This is a genomic window from Agreia sp. Leaf244 (assembly GCF_001422695.1).
Classification (GTDB): domain Bacteria; phylum Actinomycetota; class Actinomycetes; order Actinomycetales; family Microbacteriaceae; genus Agreia.
The window spans coordinates 336,364-356,840 of sequence record NZ_LMLX01000002.1 but is presented as its reverse complement, the minus strand read 5'-3'; the positions used below and the strand labels follow the sequence as shown (position 1 = coordinate 356,840).

Here is a 20,477-nt window from a genome sequence, read left to right as displayed (position 1 = left end):
GACGTGCGTGGGACTTCTCGGACTCACGCTCTGGTGGCTCGCGCACGCTCGGGGCGCACGCCGAACACCACTGATCTTTCTCTGTGGCACTGCCCCGACCGGTCCACATCCGGACGGCCAGTTAACCCGTCTATCTCTTCACGACACGGGAGTGCTCCGGATCTAAATTCTACTTTTCTGAATCTTCGCCCTAGATGGGCACACCTTTATGAAGCGGAAAGTAGAACACACATGGCAACATCTATGCCCAGGCCAGGTCGCGGAGTACCGCGGCGCCGGCCCCGAAGCGTCACTGCCCTGGTCGTCGCAACGACCTTGCTGATCGGACTGACCACTACCCCTGCAGCGGTCGCGGCAGAGGATTTTCCGAGTTGGTCCGAGGTCGAGGCTGCTCGCTCAGACGAGTCCGCGAAACAGGGTCAGATATCTGAAATTACGACCCTGATCGCACAGATCGAAGCCGACCTCGCTCAAGCACAACAACTCTCCGTTGATCTCACCGATGAGTGGGAGATCGCACAGCTCGCTCTCGATGAAGCGGGCGCGGAAGCACGCGACCTCGGGGAGCAGGCCTCTGCTGCACAAGGCGAGGCAGACAGCGCCCGCGCAACAGTTGGTCAACTCGTCTCCTCGCTTGTCAAAGTGGGGGGAGCTGATCAACTAACGGCTCAAGTACTGCTGTCTGGTGATAACACGGAAGATTTCCTGGGACGACTTGCCACCGCGTCTCGCCTGTCGCAAAGCGTCAACGACATGTACGTGGCAGCGGAAACCGCTAGCAACACCGCGCAAGCACTCACAGACCAAGCCGTCGTTGCCGAATCCGAACGGGCCCGGTTGGCCGACGATGCGCAAACGGCTATGGATGCCGCCATCGCCGCCTCCCAAGAAGTGGAAGCGCAACGAGCAGCCCAACTACAGAACTCCGAAACCCTCAAAGCCCAGCTGGCTGTACTCACGGAGAATCGGCAAGCCACCGAAGCTGACTACACGCGCGGAGAAGAGGTCCGCCGTGCTGCAGCCGAAGCGGCTGCTGCAGCGGCCGCGGCTGCCGCCTCGAACGGCGGGTACCCGCAGCTCGATAGCGGCCAGCTCTCAGACCAGGGTTGGACGCGACCCGTCAGCGGCCGAATGTCCGACGGGTACGGCCCCCGAATTGCGCCCACCGCGGGGGCAAGCACGTTCCACAACGGTGCCGACCTCGGTGCCGGATGCGGCACCCCCGTCTACGCGGCAGCTGCTGGCACCGTGAACTACGCCGGCTGGTTCGGAGGGTTCGGCAACTGGGTACAACTCAGCCATGGCGCCGGCGTACAAACCAGCTACGCCCACAACAGCCAACTTCTCGTCGGTTCGGGCGAATCGGTCGTTGCGGGCCAACTGATCTCCTTGGCCGGCACTACAGGCGTCTCCACCGGCTGTCACCTCCACTACGAAGTGAGCATCGATGGCTCACGCGTCGACCCAGCGGCGTTCATGGCTGCCCGCGGCGCACCGCTCAGGTGACACCCATGACTGTACAGATAATTCTGAACCATGTGAACTACCCTGTGGTCATGGACGCCAGGATGAGTGTCACCTCAACACCATGTTTGAAGGCGGTGTCTCTCGCATGACTTTGTATCAAGAGAGGCTTTATCCAGCTCCATCGATGTTCGTGTTCATCGCACTGGTCATCCCGGCCAGCATCGTCGTATTCATACCGATTAAGCCGCAGGGCGGAATCACTGGGCTTGGTGTCGGCATTACGGTCGGGCTCGTTCTGTATTTGGGCGTCATTGCCTTGTTCGTGGTCACGGCACCCAAAATCAGCGTTTCCTCGACCGTTCTTACTGCGGGCCGTGCCACCATTCCCCGAGAATTCGTTGGTGACATTCAGAGTTATCGGGGTGACGCGGCCACAGTGCAACGCGGAACCGCTCTCGATGCTCGGGCCTGGTTATGCATCCGAGGGTGGGTAAAACCGGTCATTCGTATATCCATCGTCGACCCGAACGATCCGACGCCGTACTGGCTGATCTCCACTCGCCACCCGGATGCCCTTGAACGCCTCCTTAGCTCACCCCACCTTGCCGACACCAACTCGCCCGCTCCGAAGGAGAATCTGCCGTGAAATGCCCGATCGACGAATCAACTCTGGTCATGTCCAACAGGGAAGGAATCGAAATCGACTACTGCCCCCAATGCCGGGGCGTCTGGCTTGACCGAGGCGAGCTCGACAAAATCGTCGAGCGCTCCACCTCCACCCAAACGGAACCGACATATGGCCGAGACGACCGCGGGAGCCATGACCGGGCCAGCCGACGCGGACATAGTGACGACCGCAGTTCACACGACGGCCAAAAGAAGCGAGGCCGTGAATCCTGGCTTGGGGATCTCTTCGGATAACCACGAACAACCCACACATCACGGAGCCTGACGGACAACTCTTGAGGACGCCCATTATCGCGGGGACGCACCGTGGTCTCCTCGACTCACCTCAACAACAGGAGTAAACAATGTTCATTTCCCGACAGGGCCGTCCCGCTGTTGCACTCGGCGGCGCACTCTTTCTAGGAACACTATTGGCCGGATGCTCTTCTGTGGCGGAAGTCACCACAGACCAAGCGGCGGCCGCCGCGTGCAGCATCATTACCCCGGCGATCAAGCAGGTGGCCTCCGATGTTCAGAACGCAGTCGCAGACATTCCCATCGATGCGACGGCCGCCGAGAAGAACCTGCAGGCGGCGAAAGTCCTTCTTGATGCGGGAGGAATGCAGATACTCGTCGACGATGCGACGAACACGAAATACAACGCCGCTATGAGTGCGGCTAGCACCGCCGTCGACGGGCTCATAGAACAGGCGCAGGAGATACAGGCCGGACAAGCACCAGATACAACCCGAATAGACGAATTGGATACGCAACTCGAAACAGCCCTATCCGACGCCACCGCTGTCTGCTAACCGACCCGCTGCCCCCATCGAGCACTGTGAGACATCTGCTCCGACGTTGCACATGAGGCTCTCACTGGCGATGTCAGTAACGATGCACGAGCCAGCCCTAATCGTGGGGTAGCCGTCCAAGGACTCAGGCGAATTGACGCGCCCGAGGACGCGCCATGATCCGCGTGTTCATCGTTCTCGGGGAACGTTCTCTGTGGCGTGGCCACACGCCATAGCGCTAGAACGAGGCGCTCTCACGGATAGCGGACACGGATATGACTGCCTATCCGCAGGGCTCCCCGGCGAGGCGATCACTCGTCGGCACTCTGGCGGCGGGAACGAACCATGACCACAACGATCCATGCGAGCACGCCGCCGACCGCGAAGACGTCGGCAAGATTGAAGATTGCGAACCACGACACCGCCAGATAGTCGACCACTTCACCTGTCAGCGGAGCGCTATCCGGAGCGCGCGACACCCTGTCGATGACATTCCCGACGCCGCCTGCCAGAACGAGCGAGAGGAGAAGCGTGTCCACCAGATGATTACCGCGCCATACGAGGACCGCGAGCCACCCTGTCAACGACATCAAGATCCCGATGAGAATGACACCGACCAGAGGTCCAAACTCGGCACCCATGCCGAAAGCGACACCCGGATTGAACGCCAAATCGAGGCTAAAGGTTGGAAGGATTTCGATGGGCGGGCTATCCGAGAGGACTTCGATAGCCCACTCCTTGACAAATTGATCGGCAACCACACCGATCGCAACGATGAGTATCGCGACGAGGGCGCCGACGAAACGCCGACGGGGAAGGGTAGATCGCACGTGGGCCACTCGACGACTATACATAAACTCCTGAACCATCATGTACGCGCTACTCGGCACAGCAATTTGTGCAGTGACGACGTCACATTTGAGCTGGTCAGCCGATACCAGCAGGCCAAGCTAACTCCGTCGCCTCGATCGAACAGACTCCCGGGGCCACTTTCCACCGGCCACGGTATGAATGATGTTCCCCAGGCTCGGCAATCCCCACCTCGGACCCGGACCAGGGTCTGGCGTCTATCTCACTCTTGACCGAACCTGGCTGGACCAGAATTATCGGGCTGACCAACGTCGCGTAAGACTCGTCTTCGACCATCGACATGACGGCCGGCAACCTACTTCACGAGAGACGGCAGCACCGCGCGGCCACGTGCTGCCCGGAGTCCGTTGGCGATAACGACTACCTCCGCGACCTCGTGCACCAGCACAACACCAGCCAGTCCCAGCACACCGAATAGGGCGAGCGGGAACAGCACGATGATGATTGCCAGAGCCAACACAATGTTTCCGGTCACGATCCGGCGACCCCGGCGGGCATGGGCGAGAGCCTGTGGGATCAACCGCAGATCCGTGCCGGTGAACGCAACATCAGCCGATTCGATCGCCGCGGCCGACCCGGTCGCTCCCATAGCGATTCCAACATCCGCTGCGGCCAGAGCAGGAGCGTCGTTGATACCGTCCCCGATCATCGCCGTCCGCTGGTCTGCCCGATAAGCCTCAATCCCCGCGGCCTTGTCGACGGGCATCTGCTCGGCCCGGTACTCGGCGATCCCCGCCTGCCCCGCGAGAGCTTTCGCGGTCCGCTCATTGTCACCCGTGAGCATCACCGTACGGATGCCTTGTTTACCGAGCTGAGCGATCGCCGCGGCAGCTTCGGGCTTCAGCTCGTCACGGATACCGACGAGCCCGACCGGTTCGCCGTCGACCTCGACGACGATGACCGTCATGCCTTCGCCCTCTAAGTCCTCGCAGCGGGCCGATAGTGGGCCAGGAATCACCCAGCGGGGGCTCCCGATCCGAACATGGGAGGCGCCCATCCTGCCGGAAACACCCTGACCCGGGAACTCCGTTATGTCCGTGGCAACTGGCGGTTGCGGTTGCTTTGCGAGGATGGCAGCGGCGAGCGGGTGTGTACTGTGCGCCTCGAGTGCGGCCGCCACGTCGACCACCTGAGAGGGATCGGCTGCACCGTTCGTCTCCACGGTGACCACCTCGGGACGGTTCCGCGTGAGCGTGCCCGTCTTGTCGAATGCCACAAGCTGAATGGCGCCGAGCTGCTCGAATGCCTCACCAGATTTGATGACCACTCCGAAGCGGCTCGCCGCCCCAATCGCGGAAATGACAGTCACAGGTACCGCGATTGCCAGAGCACACGGCGACGCTGCGACGAGGACGACCAGCGCTCGCTCAGTCCAGGTTGCGGGATCTCCCACGATCAGCCCGAATACAGCGACCAAGCCGGCGACGACCAGAACGATCGGCACAAGCGGGCGGGCGATCCGGTCGGCGAGCCGAGCACGGTCGCCCTTACGGGCCTGAGCTTGCTCCACGAGTCGCACGATCGTTGTCAGTGAGTTGTCGCGGCCATCCGCAGTTGCTTCGATCTGGAGGCTGCCGGATCCATTGATCGCACCCGCGGGCACGGAATCGCCTGGCCCGACTTCGATAGGGATGGACTCGCCGGTGATCGCCGATGCGTCGATGCTGCTCCGTCCCGACGTCACTACCCCGTCCGTCGCGACTCGTTCGCCTGCTTTCACGATCAGGATGTCGAGTTCCTGGATCTCCGCCGCGGGTACCTGTTCGGGTCCCGACAGACGCGAGATCGTCGCGGATTCAGGAATCAGTGACAGCAAAGCGCGGAGGCCATTCCTCGCCCGATCCATTGCCCGGTCTTCGAGCGCCTCTGCGATCGAGAACAAGAAAGCCAGCGCTGCAGCTTCACCGACATGACCGAGAAGTACCGCGCCGACCGCCGCGATCGTCATCAGCAGCCCCACTCCCAAACGGCGGTGAAGGAGTCTGCGAACCGCTCCGGGAACGAAGGTCGATCCGCCCGCGATCAGACTCATGGCTAACACGATTGTGCTTACCAGGTCGAGGCCAGTCCACTCCAGGACGTACCCCACGGCCAGAAGCACACCGGCGGCGAGAGGAATGAGAATATTACGGTCCTTCCACCACGCCGACAGTTCATCACCATCGCCATGGTCGTGTTCATCATCCGAATGTTCGTCAGGACCATGCTCGTCATGGTCGTGGTCGTGGTCGTGGTCGTGGCCGTGGTCGTGGGCGTGACTGTCGTGCTCATCACCTTCGTGTGCGCACTGCGTCGCCTGGCCAGGCGTGCGCGGTGTTCCGAGACTCAGCGCTGTCCGACCACCGATGGACAGATTGGTGGGCTCGTCCGGCCCGCAGCATTCCTTGCTCACGCTTCGCTTCCGTTTCCACAACACAGCGGCACGTCACAGTTCTCGTCCGCGCACCCCGTTCCGTCCTCGACCGCCAGAACAGCATCCACCAAACTGAGCAGGGACCTGGTCAGGTGTGGGTCCGCAATCTCATATCGGGTCTGACGGCCCTCCGGGACCGCCGCGACGATTCCACATCCCCTGAGACACGTCAGATGGTTGGACACATTCGAGCGCGTCAGATCCAACTCACGAGCGAGCGCAGCTGGATAGCCAGGCTCCTCAAGCAGGCTCAACAGAATTCGGGACCGAGTTGGATCTGCCATCGCGCGGCCGAGCCTGTTCATGACGTCAAGATGGGAGGCAATGGTCAGCATACGATGACTATACAGCATTTGCTGTACTCTACTGTGTGATTGGTAGTGCTTTATGGCGGCGTTTTGTGATTGCTTTTTGGCGCACACGCTTTGTGTCTAGGCACAATGTTGACCAGGTTCAATTCGTAGAGTCGCGCAATATCGAGACCAGTAAGTTCATCGATCTGCTTTTGTGGCGCCTGTCGGAACACGCGCCCTGTGGTGATTCTTCTTCTGTTCATTGAAGGCTTCGGAGCGCTGGTGTCACACTCGAGGCATCCCCGCCAGAATGCCGCTCGGCACGACTGCCAGCCTCTGACCTCGGCCCTCGGGGCTTCTCGATGACGCATTGACTTTGGTACCCCCATGGGGTAATAATCGGTGTACCCCACGGGGGTATTGAGATTTTCCTTGGAGGAGCATGATGAACGCCAGCAACGAACTTGGTCTCACGGACGCGAGCAGTGGATGCAGTTGCTCTCCAGCCGGTCACGCGGAGACGCGGGCCGCCGACGAGCAGGAAGACTTGGTCACTGCGGATTATCTGGTGACAGGTATGACGTGTTCGCACTGTGTGGCCAGTGTCACTGAGGAGCTTTCGGCCATCGATGGCGTCGAGGGTGTTCAGGTCGACCTTCATGTTGGGGGTGAGTCTCGGGTCTCGGTTTCGAGCACAGCGCCGATAGCCGCCGATGCGGTCCGTGCGGCTGTCGAGGAAGCTGGCTATCTCTTGGTGTCTGCAGACTGATGGGCACAACCGATGTAGAGCTCGATATCGCCGGTATGACGTGTGCTTCGTGCGCGAACCGGATCGAGCGCAAGCTCAATAAGGTTCCGGGCGTTGAGGCCACGGTTAACTACGCGACCGAAAAGGCCCGTATTCGGACGACTGCGGAACTCTCTCCTGCCGAACTGATATCTGTCGTCGAATCGGCCGGCTACAACGCCTCTGTCCCCGCTCCGGCAGCGATGAACACCATCGATGTGAGCGAAGTTTCTACTTCGGAGGCAGACGAGCTGCGCCGTCGGCTGATGGTGTCGACGATGTTGGCTGTGCCGGTTGCGGTCTTGTCGATGATTCCTGTGCTGCAGTTCACGAATTGGCAGTGGTTGGCGCTCATGCTCGCTGCCCCGGTGGCCGTTTGGGGAGCTTGGCCGTTCCATCGGGCAGCCTGGATTAACGCCCGTCACGGCGCGGCAACGATGGATACACTCATCAGCGTCGGTGTGCTTGCCGCGTTCGGCTGGTCGCTCTACGCCTTGTTCTTCGGCAACGCGGGCGAGCCTGGCATGCGAATGGCATTCACTCTGCTCGGCGCCGGACACGGCGAGGAGATCTATCTCGAAGTCGCCGCAGCGGTGACAGTCTTCATTCTCGCGGGCCGCTATTTCGAAGCCCGCGCAAAACGCGACTCCGGCGCGGCACTGCGAGCCCTGCTCGAGCTCGGCGCAAAGGAAGCCGTTCAGCTTCGAGACGGTCACGAAACCCGAGTCGCCGTGTCGTCGCTCGTCCCAGGGGACGTGTTCGTGGTGCGGCCCGGGGAAAAGATCGCGACTGATGGTCTGATCGTGGATGGTGCGTCCGCAGTTGACCTCAGCATGCTGACCGGCGAATCGATGCCGGTTGAGGTAAGTGTTGCGGATCGTGTGGTCGGGGCGAGCGTCAACGTTGGTGGCCGCCTCGTCGTCGAGGTGACCCGGACCGGTGCTGATACCGAATTGGCGCGGATGGGCCGCCTTGTTGAGGACGCCCAGACCGGCAAAGCGGAGGTGCAGCGACTCGCAGACCGGGTATCGGGGATCTTCGTACCCATCGTGATCGGCCTCGCGGCAGTCACCTTCATCGGGTGGCTGGTCGTTACCGGCTCCGTAAACGCAGCGTTCACCGCTTCGGTGGCGACGCTAATCATCGCGTGCCCTTGCGCTTTGGGCTTGGCTACCCCGACGGCGTTGCTGGTCGGCACGGGTCGCGGGTCGCAGCTCGGAATCCTGATCCGCGGCCCTCAGGTGCTCGAGCAGACCCGGCGAATCGACACCATCGTTCTCGACAAGACGGGAACCGTCACCACCGGCCACATGGCACTGCTGGATGTCATTGCCGCACCGGGAGAAAACCCGGACGAGATTCGCGAGATAGCAGCCGCCGCTGAGAGCGGATCAGAACATCCCATCGCCCACGCCATCACCGCCGCAGTCGACACACCCCGAGTAGCCGAGTCGTTCCAGTCCCACAGCGGCCACGGCGTGCAAGCAATCGTCGACGGACGCCTCGTCACCGCGGGACGCCCCAGCTGGCTGGCAACCGAATGGGGTATCACAGCTGACCCGACACTGGTCGCGGCCCAGAACGCTGCGGAAACAGACGGCAAGACCGTGATAGCCGTCGCCTGGGACGGATGCGTGCGAGGGATCGCAGTCATCGGTGACACCATCAAGCCCGGCAGTGCTGCGGCGATCACGGAGTTCCGAAAGCTCGGTCTGACACCTATTCTCCTGACAGGCGACAACGCAGGAGCCGCCCACCTCATTGGTGCGGCCTCGGGCATCAGCGACATCCGCGCCGGGGTCACCCCCCAGGGAAAGCTCGACGTCATTCGTGAACTCCAAGCGAGCGGGCGGACAGTGGCAATGGTTGGTGACGGAGTCAACGACGCCGCAGCCCTCGCGGCCGCTGATCTGGGCATTGCGATGGGATCCGGGACCGACGCGGCGATCGCCGCTGCCGACATCACCGTCATGCGCGACGACCTCGGAGCAGCCGCGGACGCGTTGCGTCTTGCTCGACGCACGTTCGGCATCATCAAAGGCAACCTGTTCTGGGCATTCGCGTACAACGTCGCCGCGATTCCGGTAGCGATGCTGGGCCTGCTGAACCCGCTGGTCGCGGGAGCTGCGATGGCCTTCTCGTCCGTGTTCGTCGTGTCCAACAGTCTCCGGCTCCGCCAGTTCACCCCACGCAACCCCACAGCAGGATCTCGGTAGAGGGAGATACTGTGAAGGGAATAGGAGGTGGTGACGAATGAGCCTGATGACTCTTCGCGCCACCGTTCTGCGCCCAGCTGCCGTGCAACGAACCGTCCTCCTTCTCGGAGTCGTCGTCGCCATCGTCGCCGGCCTCCTCGCGATGCACACCATCGCGACCAGCATGACCGGTCACAGCGATCCGGCCACTGCAGCGATGGCCGTGACCGCCGATCCCCACGCAACAGGAACGCACTCAGGCTTGACGGAAAACGAGTGCGCCGGTGACTGCGCACCCAGCCACGACATGACGGCGATGGTCTGTGTACTCGCCTTGCTCATCGGCGGCGCACTCCTCCTCATCGGCCTTCTCCGCGGCGTCCAATCCCATCCGCACACGATGCAACTTCGACCCCTGTTCGATGCCATCCGTGTGCTGCGTTCGGTGACATACCGCGATCCGCCCGATCTTCTCAAACTGTCCATCAGTCGGACTTGATTCACCGCGCCGCCGACCTCAACGCGGCACGCCCTGACTCACTTTCCCCTTTGACTGAATGGATATCACCATGTCTCGAATTCGCACCACCCTCATGCTCACCGGCGCCCTCGCCACCGCAATCACGCTCGCCGGATGCTCTTCTGGCTCCGGCTCGATGTCCGGAATGGACCACGGCTCCAGCAGCACCGCCGCACCTTCCAACGCGGAGGCGGGGAATTTCAACGATCAGGACGTCATGTTCGCCCAGATGATGACCGCCCACCACCAGCAGGCGATCGAAATGTCCGACATGCTGCTGGCCAAGACAGGCGTCGACGACAACGTCACCCAGTTCGCCGAAAAGATCAAAGCTGCCCAGCAGCCAGAAATCGAGACCATGACCGGCTGGCTCGAGTCGTGGGGCGAATCAACGGACAGCATGTCCGGAATGGACCATGGCAGCGACGGCATGATGAGTGACGACGACATGAACGCACTCGAGCAAGCCGACGGAGCTTCCGCCGGCAAGCTGTTCCTCGAACAGATGATCCAGCACCACCAGGGCGCCATCGACATGGCTCAAACCGAAGTCGACTCCGGAGAAAACCCGGACGCCGTCGCTCTCGCGAAGAAGATCGTGACCGACCAGACCGCTGAAATCGCGGAAATGCAGACCATGCTCGCGTCCCTGTAGCAATCAAATGGGGTCACCGCGGCAACAAATGCCGCATCGTCGCGGTGGCCCCTAGTTAGTCCTGCCAGGACACTCACACTTGGTTGTCCGTAATCAAAGCGTTACCCTAGGGCGGTATGCCCGCACGTTCAGACACGACAGCGAACAGGATGTGACTATGGAACACGCGCTCCGCGTTACCTCGCCGCACCGGTCGTTTTGGACCCGATTCGCGATCGTCTTCCTGGCCATTGCTGCGGCGTGCCTCGGACTTGTCACCATGCACTCGGCGACATCGCACGCACACGGAAGCCACGACGTCTCTCACGCGCACTCCAGCGTCCTAACCGGAGAGGCCGCTGCAGGTATTCCGACGGAAATGCCGGATAACAACTTGGGGCTTTTGGCCAACTGTGACAGCTGCGCGCTCGGCACCGCGGCCAAGGCGTCCAGCGCACTCGTGCTGCTGCTACTCGCCTGGGTCATGTTCCAGCTCGTGACCAACCCCTCGATGTTTGAGCGCTTTGTCGAGCGCAGCCGGGTCATCGTCAGTACGGCAGCATCGGGTGCGCGGAGGTTCACGCCACCACCCCTGGCTCTCGGCATCAGCAGAACGTAGAACGCGGACCGAACTCTCGGCCCGAACACCTCCCACCCGAACAGGGATGGACTCCGCGTGCGCCTCCTAGCTACTAGCTTCTGGCGCTGACGCTTCTTCTACGTCTCCAACGAAATGTGCTCTTTGACTCACCCGATCTCTCCCTCCTCGCCCTACCTCACCCGCCGAAGCCTTCGGACACCCGCACCACAGCCCACCCCAGAACCACAGTCCCCAAATTCATCTGAGACACCCAGTTCGGATACACAAACCCGCCGACGCGACCTTCGCGGCACAACACCAGCAGACCCGTCAGCCGGACGTCGCCATCGCGCAACCAGTGCAGGCAAAAGCCCTGCCGTTCTGTCGACTATTCCGGTCCCCGCAGCCAAACCGACGACCAACGTCAAGCGCCGATCGACCTACCAGGCAGGCACAGTGGCGCGGCCGACACACACCGAAAAGCCCCGGCGGAAGGCCCCCCTCTTTGCCCGTCAGGTTAAGGTCGGCGCCGCGATGACTTTCATCGCTCTGCTGGGACTTCCTCTGGCACTTCCCGCGCTAGCGGCGCCTGGGGCCGACAGCCCCATCCCTGTAGCCGGCGAAACCCCAACCACGCAGACACTCGTCGTCGACGCTACTGCCGCCGTCTCAACTCGCGACGGATACTCCGTCACAACCCCGCCACCACCGCCACCGCCACCGCCGCCCGTGATCGTGACCGCCCCGGCCGCATCGAACCCGTTCACACGGACGGCCGACACCTTCACCAACAACCCTCTATCGCCGATCCAGTGGCCGTTCACAACAGGCGTGCCCATCAGCGACGGATTCGGTTACCGATCAGCGCCCTGTGGTAGCTGCTCGACTAACCACAAGGGCTTGGATATGAATCCAGGCGAAGGAACCCCCATCCAGGTGGTCGCCGACGGAGTCGTGTCGGTCGCTCAGGCCTCCGACAACGGAGGCTTGGGGGTCTACGTCGAAATCGAGCACGTCATCGACGGCCAGCAAATCACCAGTGTGTACGCACACATGCTGGAAGGATCCCTGCAACTGAGCAAAGGCCAGACGGTCACCGTGGGCCAGATCGTCGGACAAGTCGGCAACACTGGCACCAGCACCGGAGCTCACCTGCATTTCGAAATTCACGCCGACGGAACTCCCGTCGACCCCTTCGCCTGGCTAACCGAACACGTTCTGCTATGACTTCGCGCTCGCCGGTCACGGAGTGAGATTCGAATGAACCACATCCTCAAAGCAGTACTTAGCAGCGTCTTCCTCGCGATGGCACTCTTTCTGACATCTCTCCCTTTCCAGCTCGCCGACGCTCACCAACCCATCCCACAACTCACAACACAGGGACCACAGGGCATCCAGAGCTTCGAGCTCCACGTAGGGCGGGGCCTGTGTTGACCGGACGACAGGACATCCTATGAAAACCCGAACCCGCGCCATCGCTGCCGTCGCAGTCACCCTCCTAACCGGTGTCTTGGTGACCGGCTGCGCTTCCGAGAGCTCCACCACGGCTGACCCGATCACCGAATTCGAGCACACGCATGGACTCGGCTACGACCCTGACAGGGGAATCGTGTTCGCCGCCACCCACACAGGCGTCTGGGAACTACCCACAAGCCGGCTTCCCTCCTCGTTCGGGTCAGGAAGCCTGATCAGTCCTCCGGGTAACGTTCCTGTTCTCATCGAGAACCGTCAGCAAGACACCATGGGCTTCTTCGTCACCGACACCGGCCTCATCCTCGGTTCCGGGCATCCGGACCCGGCCGATGCCACTGCTCCTGCCAACCTCGGGCTCATCATGAGTGACAGCGCAGCCAGGGAATGGACCACCGTATCCCTCGCAGGAGAAGTCGACTTTCACGACATCGCCGCCGTCCCGACCCCGTCCGGTGCTCTGCGGATCTACGGGTATGACGCAACCCACGCCAGAATCCTTACCAGCGACGACGGCGGGTCGACATGGTCAGACGGCGCAGCGGTAGAGCTCCGAGACATGACGATTGACCCCAGCAACCCCGATCGGACCTATGTCACAACGGCGAGCGGCCTGCAGGTGAGCGATGACGTCGCCCGCACTTTCAGTCCCGTGCCCGACGCACCGGCATTGGTGCTCATCGACGCCACCGACACCGGCTACGTCGGTATAGATGTCGCAGGCACCGTGTGGCACACCACTGGTGCTGGCTGGGTGCAAGGCGGCGCCATCGTCGGAGATCCGCAGGCCCTGACTTTCGTCGGGGGTTCCGAGCCGTGGCTGCTCGTCAGCGACTCTCGAGGGGTTTTCGCAACACGCGACTTCGGTGTGAGTACAGTTCTGCTCGCGAAGTCGCCGTGATGTGTGAATCAAGATTCGACACCTGTCTATAGAGACAGATTGCACGTGCGGCGTACCGTCGGAAGAAACCCAATCAAGCCCCGTCGAAGGAGAAGCAATGTCTGTCATCGAAGAAATGCTGAATACCTATCCCCGCGATCTCGGCGCTAACAAGGAACAACTCGCCGCCTGCATCGCCGCGTGTCTGGAGTGCGCTCAGTCGTGCACAGCCTGCGCCGATGCGTGCCTCGGCGAAGACATGGTGAGCGAACTCACCTCCTGCATTCGAACCAATCTTGACTGCGCTGATGTCTGCGCAACCACCGCCGCTGTCCTGTCCCGGCACACCGGCTCCAACGACGCCACCGTTCGGGCTGTCATCGAAGCGTGCCGCGCCGCCTGTGCCAGCTGTGCGGAGGAGTGTGACAAGCACGCAGAAATGCACGAGCACTGCCGGATCTGTGCCGAAGCGTGCCGGCGCTGCGAGCAGGCCTGCACCGAGCTCCTCGCCACCCTCTAAACAGCTTCGCCGTCCAGCCACGCTGGATGCGTACGCGCATGCGCATCCGAGCCATCGCAGGAAGATAGCGGCGCGCGGCCCAGATCAGTCAGGCCGCTACGAGCGAACCAGTCGAGCGATCGCGTCTGACGCTTCCTTGATTTTGGCCTGGCCCTCGTCGCCGCCCAACTGCACTGCGTCGACGACGCAGTGCTTCAGGTGGTCATCGAGCAACCCCAGCGCGACACTCTCCAAGGCGGATGTCAGGGCGGAAATCTGCGTCAGAATATCGATGCAGTACTTCTCCTCGTCGACCATTCGAGCGACACCTCGAGCCTGGCCCTCGATGCGTTTCATCCGCGCAAGATACTTCTCTTTATCGGAGATGTAGCCGTGATGCGAGGAGGCGACGTCAGTCATCGTGTGCTTCTTCCTGGTATCCCGATCATCAAGACGCGGTGTCTGACAGGCGGGCGGTGGGTGTCGTTCGGTTCAGAGCTGCACGAACGCTCGTGTCGGGGTCCAGTTGCAGGCGGCGCAGGAGCTGAGCGTTCACTGCCACAACGATCGTAGACAACGACATCAAGATTGCCCCCACCGACATCGGCAGAACGAACCCGATCGGGGCTAGGACTCCCGCCGCTAACGGCACTGATATCAGGTTGTATCCGGCTGCCCACCATAGGTTCTGCTTCATTTTCCGGTAACTGGCCCGCGACAACTCGATGACGCTGAGCACTGAGCGGGGATCATCGCTGGCCAGGATGACCCCGGCCGACGCGATCGCCACATCCGTGCCGGCGCCTATAGCGATTCCGACATCAGCCTGAGCCAACGCGGGAGCGTCGTTGACGCCATCCCCGACCATCGCAACTCGCCGATTCTCCGCCTGCAACTCTTTCACCTTGTTCGACTTGTCTTCCGGACGCACCCCAGAGAAATACCGGTCGATACCCAACTCGGCGGCGACGGAATGAGCGACAGCTTCCGCGTCCCCGGTGATCATCACCACCTGCACACCCTGGGCTCGGAGCGCATCCACGGCCTGCCGGGACTCCTCCCGAACCTCGTCAGCGAGCTTGAGTGCGCCGATGACGGCACCATCAGACAGGACGTGCAAGATGATCGCTCCGTCTTCCCGCCACGAATCCGCGATGCTGAGCTCGGCCTGGTGTTCCTGTTCCAGCAGATTCGGGCCTCCTACTTGGATCCGGGCGCCCTCGATGGTCGCGGTCACTCCCACTGCCGGGGAAGAGGCGAAGCTCGTGGCCGTGGGTGTAGGAAGATTCCGGGTTTGAGCTGCTGCGATGATGGCTTTGGCGAGGGGATGCTCCGAGTCTGCCTCTGCCGCTGCGGCAAGGGCGAGAACATCTTCTTCTGTGCGCCCCGAGGTCGTTTCGATGCTGGTGACAGTCGGTTCACCTTTGGTGAGCGTCCCCGTCTTGTCGAAAAGCACTGTGTCGACGGTGCGCATGCTTTCCAGCGCGAGCCTGTCCTTGATGAGTACGCCGCCGCGGGCGGCGCGTTCCGTGGCGATCGATACCACCAGCGGGATGGCCAGACCGAGTGCGTGAGGGCAAGCGATCACCAACACGGTGATGGTGCGAACAACAGCCTCATCGGGTTGGCCAATCACCGTCCACACAATCGCGGTAATGATCCCTGCGCCCAGGGCGAACCAGAACAACCAGCCCGCTGCAGTATCAGCGAGTCGCTGCGCTCGAGACGACGAGTTCTGCGCATCGGTGACGAGCCGCTGAATGCCCGCCAATGCGGTGTCCTCACCAACAGCACTGATCTCGATCCGAACCCCGGAATCGGTTGCGACCGTCCCGGCGACGACAAGGTCACCGTCACTTTTGCGGACGGGGCGTGATTCACCGGTGATCATCGACTCGTCCATGCTGGCCGATCCCGAGACGATGCGGCCGTCAGCCGGCACCCGACCACCAGGCCGGACGATGACGACGTCCCCGAGCTTCAACTCCGAGGGAGACACCGAGACGGTACTGTCGCCGTCGACACGTTCCGCTTCGTCTGGCAACAATGCTGCAAGAGAATCGAGGGCGGATGTCGTTTGGGCCAACGACCGCATTTCGATCCAGTGCCCCAGAAGCATGATTACGATCAGCAGGGCCAACTCCCACCAGAAGTCCAACTCGTGATCGACGAGTCCCAGCGTGGCTCCCCATGACGCGAAGAACGCTACCGTGATCGCTAACGCGATCAGCAGCATCATTCCCGGTTTGAGGGCCCGCAACTCGCTGACGGCGCCGGTCAGGAATGGTCGACCGCCCCACACATACATCACCGTGCCCAGGACAGGAGAAACCCACCCCACCCATGCGGCATCCGGCAGGGTGTAGCCGAGGATCATCGCGAACATCGGTGAAAACGCCACCACCGGAATGGCGACGATGAGCATGATCCAGAACAAACGCCGGAACTGCCCCACATGGTCACCGTGCCCGCTGTGTCCAGCATGGCCCCCGTGGCCTTCGGGCATGTCGTGCTCGGCGGGTAGCGCCGACTCTTTCAGCGGCGTGGTGGTTGCGTGCTGGTGTGCGGAATGGTTTTCCATGAGGCCTCCTAGCCAAACCTATTATACCCCCTAGGGGTAGTCAATGTAAGAGACCGTCCGGTGTTTCTATTCCCGCTCTTCAGGGGTGGGCGGAGCTCCCATCGGACGACGCCGGTCTGGTCAGGGCGCTAGCGGTGGCAAGAAACGGTTCTCGATTTGCTTACGAAGCCGGGTGAAGGGAGCTTCGATTACCCAGAAGACGAGCTGCGCCACGAGGACCGATACAAGCAAGGAAATCGAATCCGTGACGATCGGGGTGTCAAGTAGTGGACCGATTAGAGCCAGCACGAGCTTGTGCAGGAGATAGAAGGAGAAGGACAGCACTCCCATACGCACCAAAAGTCGACTATTCAACAACCGGCCGATCCGAGTCTCTGAGCGAGTGATGACGAACCAGAAGATCGGGATGAGAGTGATGCATTGCACGGTCGTGGAGATGCTCAGCCGGAACGAGAGCGCCGGAACCGCGGCGCTTGCCGCGAAAATCAGGACAGCGACGATGGCGATCCATCCCAGGTGTTGTGACATCCAGCGTCGGATGCGGGAGGCGAGACGGGTGGCGTCGCCCATGACGGGATTGATCAGAAGCGCGAAGGCTGCTCCCCACAGGATGCTGTCGAGGCGTGTGTCAGTAGAGAAATAGAGCCGATCGAAATCGGCCCCGTGTAACCCGAGATAAATTCGCCATGCCGGGATGACAAGCGCGACCCCGACGAGAGCCCACCCGATCCAAGATCGTCGCGCGCCGCAGCGGTAGGCGACGAGGAGCGCTACGGGAACGACGAGGTAGTACTGCTCCTCGACGGCCAAGGACCACATCTGACTCGTCTGAGGAGGCAAGCTCTCGTATCCGGCCGCAACGATGTAATAGTTCGTGAAATTGAAGACTTCGGACAACACGCCCCATCCGCTGACTGAGGCCGGAAGAGCCCCGGAAGCCGCGAGAATCAGCGAAACGCTGATCGCGAAGTAGGCGGCCGGCAGGATACGAAAGGCCCGGCGCAGGTAAAACCGGGACAACCCGATTTTTCCCGACCTTTCGAGCTCCCTGCGCAGCAACGTGGTGATGAGAAAGCCACTGAGAAAGAAGAACACCGTCACTCCGGCATATCCAGGCCACTGGCCCTGGTCCGTGCGGCCGTGCCCGATGAAAACGATCAGGACTGCCAGGGCCCGGAGCCCGTCTAACGAGGGGATGCGGGAGGCGGTGTTTATGGAAGGAGCTGGGGAAGGTGAGGTTGTGTGCGGCATGGGGCCGCCGATGAAAAGCACGGAGTAATCCTTGACTTGAGAAACCAGAAGAGGGCATCGGCTGAGCGATGCGGGCGCTGACGCCGTAAAGGGCCGGGGACTGACCGGACAGTCTTTTGCGCGAGCGGGTACGCCAAAGCGAGCCCACAGAGAGGGCTCGAGGTGCTTCTGGTTCTAAGTTCGGTTGATCGAAAGTGCAGCCAGAGATGGCCCAGGAAGATCTCGCCGGGTATGCGGCGCACCGACGGGATCCTGCGCCGGCTCTCTCAGATGCACAACGATTGCCGCGGGTACGTCGGCGACGCTGTCCGCGTTCTCTGTTACGCGCGGCTGTACGGTGCCGTCGTGATCGCGTTCGAAATGTTCGTGATGGGGCGCCGCTGGGCTTTCGCCCTCTGCAGTCGACAACTCGAGGGCCGACCCCGTCACCGGGTTGGTTATTCCCGCAACGTGAAGCGCCCCGTCCGGCGACTGCGGCGGCGCGAGGTGCACAAGAGCCGTGGTGATGATCAGAGCCAGGATCGTGACCAAGAGAACAAGCGGGCCCACCTGTCGGGCAGGGTAGAGCGCAGCATTGCTTCTCATCCCGACCTCCAACCTACGGTCAATCGTCGCTCACAACATGGGCACCGACAGAATCCCCGCCCAATCTCCTACACAACTCTCAGGAGCATCGCCCACCAAGAGCACATCAGCCGGACAACAAACTCAAACCGGCTAAGCGCATCGAAAAGTACATCAAGTCCTGGAACCGCACGCCCAAGGCGTAGCGCAACTCGAAAAAGCACCCTCCTGCGCGAGGGGAGAATTCCTCTCGAATAAGTCTCGAAAAACAATAGTTAGATGAGGCACAAAGCCAAAGCCTGAATATCAGCCTGCAGCGGGTGTGATTACCTTTTCGCCCGCGGGTGTGAGCGCGTGCCAGGTGCCTTTGACACCTTGTCCTTCGACGTCGCCGGGGGCGGCGTCTTTAGAGAAGGTGTAGATCGGCATGCCATTGACGGTGATCTGTTTGGCACCGTTCACGCCGGTGATCGTGCTTATGGTGCCGGTGATGCCGGTGACGGTCGGGGTAGCTGAGGTGGTGGTGATGGCGGGCCAGGTAGTTGCGCACACGTCGGTGCAGCTGCTGGTTCCGGAATTGGGTACATCGGTGTCGAAGGCGTAGGCGGTGAGTCCTTCGCCGTTGACGATGATCGTGCCGAGGCTGCTTGTCGCGGTTGCAGCGTCCGACTCCGCCACTGTCGGCACAGATGAAGTGGGGATGCTCGATGGTGCCGAGCCTGAGGCCGCGGAGGTATTGCTGGCCGAGCAACCTGCCAGTGCAAGCGTGGCGAATGTGGCTGCCGCAAGGGTGAGGGCAATCTTCGATTTCATCGGGAGGTCTCTTTCAGAGTGAGGTGAGGTGTGGTGCGGGGTGGTTCAGACGGTCTTCGCTGCAGGGGGCATGAAGAGAACGCCGGTGAGGGCGCTGCCGTGGAATGTGCGGACGGCCACGACTGCCCAGGCGGTGAGAAGTGCGGCGAAGGCGAATACGGCGGCGACCTGGAACGCGACTGATCCGGTGTGCAGGGCTACCCCGGTGAGGCCGGTGACGCAGGTACCGACGGGAAAGGTGAACGACCACCATGTCAACGAGAACGGGAGGTGTTCGCGTGCGGTTCGCACGGTGATCGCTAGGGCGAGTGCTGCCCAGAGGGCTGCGAAACCGAGTACGGGTACCCCGTAGATCACGCCGAAGGCCTGAAGGGCGTCGGCGAGGGATGTGGTGGTAGCGAGGTGGGCGTTGCCGCCGAGCAGGTTCACGGCGGTGACGGATTGGCCGAGCGGGCCAAGCACGATCCAGAGCGTCGGAACCATCGCGGCCGCACCGATCTTGTGCGTGGTGAGGCGCGACCAGATGAGGGTGATGACGATGAGAGAAGCGAGGAGGCTGAGGCCGAACATCCCGTAGCAGGCCAGCAGCATGGTGAGCCTGGCCTGGCCCTCGGGCAGGTACGGGATGAGCAGGGCGCCTGTCGACGCAGAGACCATGGGCGGCACGATGGGCATCAGCCAGCCGCCAAACGCGCTGTCGGCCGAGACCGTGAACTTCGTGAAGGTCAGGTACGGCACCGCGACAGCGGTTGCCAGGCCCATGATCGTGCCGAGGGCCCAGAGCACGGCGTCGATGGCGACGGCGGTCTGTTCGCCGAGAACGTCCCGGCCGAGGAGGATGGTTCCGGCCCCGACGGTGAGGAGGGCCATCGCGGGCGCCCCGTAGAAGTGGGCCATGACGGGGTTCAAGTGGTGGGTGCGGGCCGTCTCCCTGTTCGTGACCCAGTGCATGACCGTCGCGGCGGTGAGCGCGACGAGCAGCACGCTGGCGATGACCCACACCACTGTCGCCGCAGCGCGAAGGCCGGCGAACTGCAGGGGGAGGGTGGCGGCGGCGTTGGCTACGATTCCTGTGCCCATGACCGACGCGTACCAGTTCGGCGTGATGTTCCGGAACATGTGCATCGGGTGTTCGAGCTCGCGCATAAGCATCCGTGACGGGGTGGCGGGTCGGACGGCCTGGGCGGTTGACATGCTTCAACC

General features: G+C 62.0%; 20 protein-coding genes. 12 read left to right on the top strand and 8 right to left on the bottom strand.

The genetic code is table 11. The features are described 5' to 3' along the window. Positions 1 to 315 precede the first annotated feature (315 nt). From ASF06_RS06575 to ASF06_RS06565, 4 genes are all read left to right on the top strand, one after another. Positions 316 to 1,506, top strand: coding sequence for a peptidoglycan DD-metalloendopeptidase family protein (locus ASF06_RS06575; protein ID WP_055778366.1), 1,191 nt, complete (start codon positions 316 to 318; stop codon positions 1,504 to 1,506). 106 nt (positions 1,507 to 1,612) lie between these two features. Continuing rightward, positions 1,613 to 2,113: a DUF3093 domain-containing protein gene (locus tag ASF06_RS06570; protein ID WP_082466118.1), complete on the top strand. Its 501-nt coding sequence runs from the start codon at positions 1,613 to 1,615 to the stop codon at positions 2,111 to 2,113. Positions 2,114 to 2,142: 29 nt separating this feature from the next. Further along, positions 2,143 to 2,388, top strand: a complete 246-nt coding sequence (locus tag ASF06_RS19115) for a zf-TFIIB domain-containing protein (RefSeq protein WP_442853830.1) — start codon at positions 2,143 to 2,145, stop codon at positions 2,386 to 2,388. A gap of 110 nt (positions 2,389 to 2,498) precedes the next feature. Further along, positions 2,499 to 2,945 carry a hypothetical protein gene (locus ASF06_RS06565; protein WP_157439102.1) on the top strand — a complete coding sequence of 149 codons (447 nt, stop codon included), beginning with the start codon at positions 2,499 to 2,501 and terminating at the stop codon, positions 2,943 to 2,945. Between the two features lie 290 nt (positions 2,946 to 3,235). Here ASF06_RS06565 and ASF06_RS06560 read toward each other — a convergent pair whose 3' ends face one another. The 3 genes from ASF06_RS06560 to cmtR all read right to left on the bottom strand — a co-directional run bounded on the left by ASF06_RS06560 (position 3,236) and on the right by cmtR (position 6,542). Then, positions 3,236 to 3,763 (bottom strand): signal peptidase II, encoded by a 528-nt coding sequence (locus ASF06_RS06560; RefSeq protein WP_162234552.1) that lies wholly within the window; start codon positions 3,761 to 3,763, stop codon positions 3,236 to 3,238. A gap of 326 nt (positions 3,764 to 4,089) precedes the next feature. Next, on the bottom strand, positions 4,090 to 5,946 hold the full coding sequence (locus tag ASF06_RS06555; protein WP_055779773.1) for a heavy metal translocating P-type ATPase: 1,857 nt from the start codon (positions 5,944 to 5,946) through the stop codon (positions 4,090 to 4,092). Positions 5,947 to 6,182: 236 nt separating this feature from the next. Then, entirely contained in the window at positions 6,183 to 6,542 is a 360-nt protein-coding gene (gene cmtR, locus ASF06_RS06550; RefSeq protein ID WP_055778354.1) for a Cd(II)/Pb(II)-sensing metalloregulatory transcriptional regulator CmtR, read from the bottom strand. A 400-nt stretch (positions 6,543 to 6,942) separates the two neighbouring features. Between cmtR and ASF06_RS06545 the strand changes: the two genes are divergently transcribed. The 8 genes from ASF06_RS06545 (at position 6,943) to ASF06_RS06510 (ending at position 14,086) form a co-directional block, all read left to right on the top strand. Beyond that, a complete protein-coding gene (locus ASF06_RS06545) occupies positions 6,943 to 7,269 on the top strand; it encodes a heavy-metal-associated domain-containing protein (RefSeq protein ID WP_326939286.1) in 327 nt (108 codons plus the stop codon). After that, a complete protein-coding gene (locus tag ASF06_RS06540; RefSeq protein WP_055778351.1) occupies positions 7,269 to 9,503 on the top strand; it encodes a heavy metal translocating P-type ATPase in 2,235 nt (744 codons plus the stop codon). Before ASF06_RS06545 ends, ASF06_RS06540 begins: the two co-directional genes overlap by 1 nt. A gap of 37 nt (positions 9,504 to 9,540) precedes the next feature. After that, positions 9,541 to 9,981, top strand: a complete 441-nt coding sequence (locus tag ASF06_RS06535; protein ID WP_156351699.1) for a DUF6153 family protein — start codon at positions 9,541 to 9,543, stop codon at positions 9,979 to 9,981. A gap of 58 nt (positions 9,982 to 10,039) precedes the next feature. Then, positions 10,040 to 10,657: a DUF305 domain-containing protein gene (locus ASF06_RS06530; RefSeq protein ID WP_235500924.1), complete on the top strand. Its 618-nt coding sequence runs from the start codon at positions 10,040 to 10,042 to the stop codon at positions 10,655 to 10,657. 157 nt (positions 10,658 to 10,814) lie between these two features. Continuing rightward, a complete protein-coding gene (locus tag ASF06_RS06525; protein ID WP_055778339.1) occupies positions 10,815 to 11,255 on the top strand; it encodes a hypothetical protein in 441 nt (146 codons plus the stop codon). A gap of 495 nt (positions 11,256 to 11,750) precedes the next feature. Then, the gene (locus ASF06_RS19410) at positions 11,751 to 12,443 is read left to right on the top strand and encodes a M23 family metallopeptidase (protein ID WP_162237684.1); all 693 of its coding nucleotides are present in this window, start codon (positions 11,751 to 11,753) and stop codon (positions 12,441 to 12,443) included. A gap of 226 nt (positions 12,444 to 12,669) precedes the next feature. Then, positions 12,670 to 13,587 (top strand): hypothetical protein, encoded by a 918-nt coding sequence (locus ASF06_RS06515; RefSeq protein ID WP_055778333.1) that lies wholly within the window; start codon positions 12,670 to 12,672, stop codon positions 13,585 to 13,587. Positions 13,588 to 13,684: 97 nt separating this feature from the next. Then, on the top strand, positions 13,685 to 14,086 hold the full coding sequence (locus ASF06_RS06510; protein ID WP_055778330.1) for a four-helix bundle copper-binding protein: 402 nt from the start codon (positions 13,685 to 13,687) through the stop codon (positions 14,084 to 14,086). A 96-nt stretch (positions 14,087 to 14,182) separates the two neighbouring features. On the opposite strand, the gene ASF06_RS06505 is transcribed toward ASF06_RS06510, so the two are convergent. From ASF06_RS06505 to ASF06_RS06485, 5 genes are all read right to left on the bottom strand, one after another. Next, entirely contained in the window at positions 14,183 to 14,485 is a 303-nt protein-coding gene (locus tag ASF06_RS06505) for a metal-sensitive transcriptional regulator (protein ID WP_055778327.1), read from the bottom strand. Between the two features lie 28 nt (positions 14,486 to 14,513). After that, a complete protein-coding gene (locus ASF06_RS06500) occupies positions 14,514 to 16,646 on the bottom strand; it encodes a heavy metal translocating P-type ATPase (RefSeq protein WP_055944850.1) in 2,133 nt (710 codons plus the stop codon). Between the two features lie 120 nt (positions 16,647 to 16,766). Further along, positions 16,767 to 17,918, bottom strand: a complete 1,152-nt coding sequence (locus tag ASF06_RS06495) for an acyltransferase family protein (RefSeq protein ID WP_055944847.1) — start codon at positions 17,916 to 17,918, stop codon at positions 16,767 to 16,769. A gap of 849 nt (positions 17,919 to 18,767) precedes the next feature. Beyond that, positions 18,768 to 19,274, bottom strand: coding sequence for a COG4315 family predicted lipoprotein (locus tag ASF06_RS06490; protein ID WP_055944843.1), 507 nt, complete (start codon positions 19,272 to 19,274; stop codon positions 18,768 to 18,770). Between the two features lie 45 nt (positions 19,275 to 19,319). Next, positions 19,320 to 20,468: a TDT family transporter gene (locus ASF06_RS06485; RefSeq protein WP_055944841.1), complete on the bottom strand. Its 1,149-nt coding sequence runs from the start codon at positions 20,466 to 20,468 to the stop codon at positions 19,320 to 19,322. Between the last annotated feature and the right edge of the window lie 9 nt (positions 20,469 to 20,477).

Bases quoted from the DNA above. Each gene is read 5' to 3' on its own strand.
- ASF06_RS06505 (WP_055778327.1), bottom strand. From the start codon at position 14,485: ATGACTGACGTCGCCTCCTCGCATCACGGCTACATCTCCGATAAAGAG.
- ASF06_RS06545 (WP_326939286.1), top strand. From the start codon at position 6,943: ATGATGAACGCCAGCAACGAACTTGGTCTCACGGACGCGAGCAGTGGA.
- ASF06_RS06490 (WP_055944843.1), bottom strand. From the start codon at position 19,274: ATGAAATCGAAGATTGCCCTCACCCTTGCGGCAGCCACATTCGCCACG.
- ASF06_RS06525 (WP_055778339.1), top strand. From the start codon at position 10,815: ATGGAACACGCGCTCCGCGTTACCTCGCCGCACCGGTCGTTTTGGACC.
- ASF06_RS06565 (WP_157439102.1), top strand. From the start codon at position 2,499: ATGTTCATTTCCCGACAGGGCCGTCCCGCTGTTGCACTCGGCGGCGCA.
- ASF06_RS06510 (WP_055778330.1), top strand. From the start codon at position 13,685: ATGTCTGTCATCGAAGAAATGCTGAATACCTATCCCCGCGATCTCGGC.
- ASF06_RS06530 (WP_235500924.1), top strand. From the start codon at position 10,040: ATGGATATCACCATGTCTCGAATTCGCACCACCCTCATGCTCACCGGC.
- cmtR (WP_055778354.1), bottom strand. From the start codon at position 6,542: ATGCTGACCATTGCCTCCCATCTTGACGTCATGAACAGGCTCGGCCGC.
- ASF06_RS06570 (WP_082466118.1), top strand. From the start codon at position 1,613: ATGACTTTGTATCAAGAGAGGCTTTATCCAGCTCCATCGATGTTCGTG.
- ASF06_RS19115 (WP_442853830.1), top strand. From the start codon at position 2,143: ATGTCCAACAGGGAAGGAATCGAAATCGACTACTGCCCCCAATGCCGG.
- ASF06_RS06535 (WP_156351699.1), top strand. From the start codon at position 9,541: ATGAGCCTGATGACTCTTCGCGCCACCGTTCTGCGCCCAGCTGCCGTG.
- ASF06_RS06485 (WP_055944841.1), bottom strand. From the start codon at position 20,468: ATGTCAACCGCCCAGGCCGTCCGACCCGCCACCCCGTCACGGATGCTT.
- ASF06_RS06540 (WP_055778351.1), top strand. From the start codon at position 7,269: ATGGGCACAACCGATGTAGAGCTCGATATCGCCGGTATGACGTGTGCT.
- ASF06_RS06515 (WP_055778333.1), top strand. From the start codon at position 12,670: ATGAAAACCCGAACCCGCGCCATCGCTGCCGTCGCAGTCACCCTCCTA.
- ASF06_RS19410 (WP_162237684.1), top strand. From the start codon at position 11,751: ATGACTTTCATCGCTCTGCTGGGACTTCCTCTGGCACTTCCCGCGCTA.
- ASF06_RS06500 (WP_055944850.1), bottom strand. From the start codon at position 16,646: ATGGAAAACCATTCCGCACACCAGCACGCAACCACCACGCCGCTGAAA.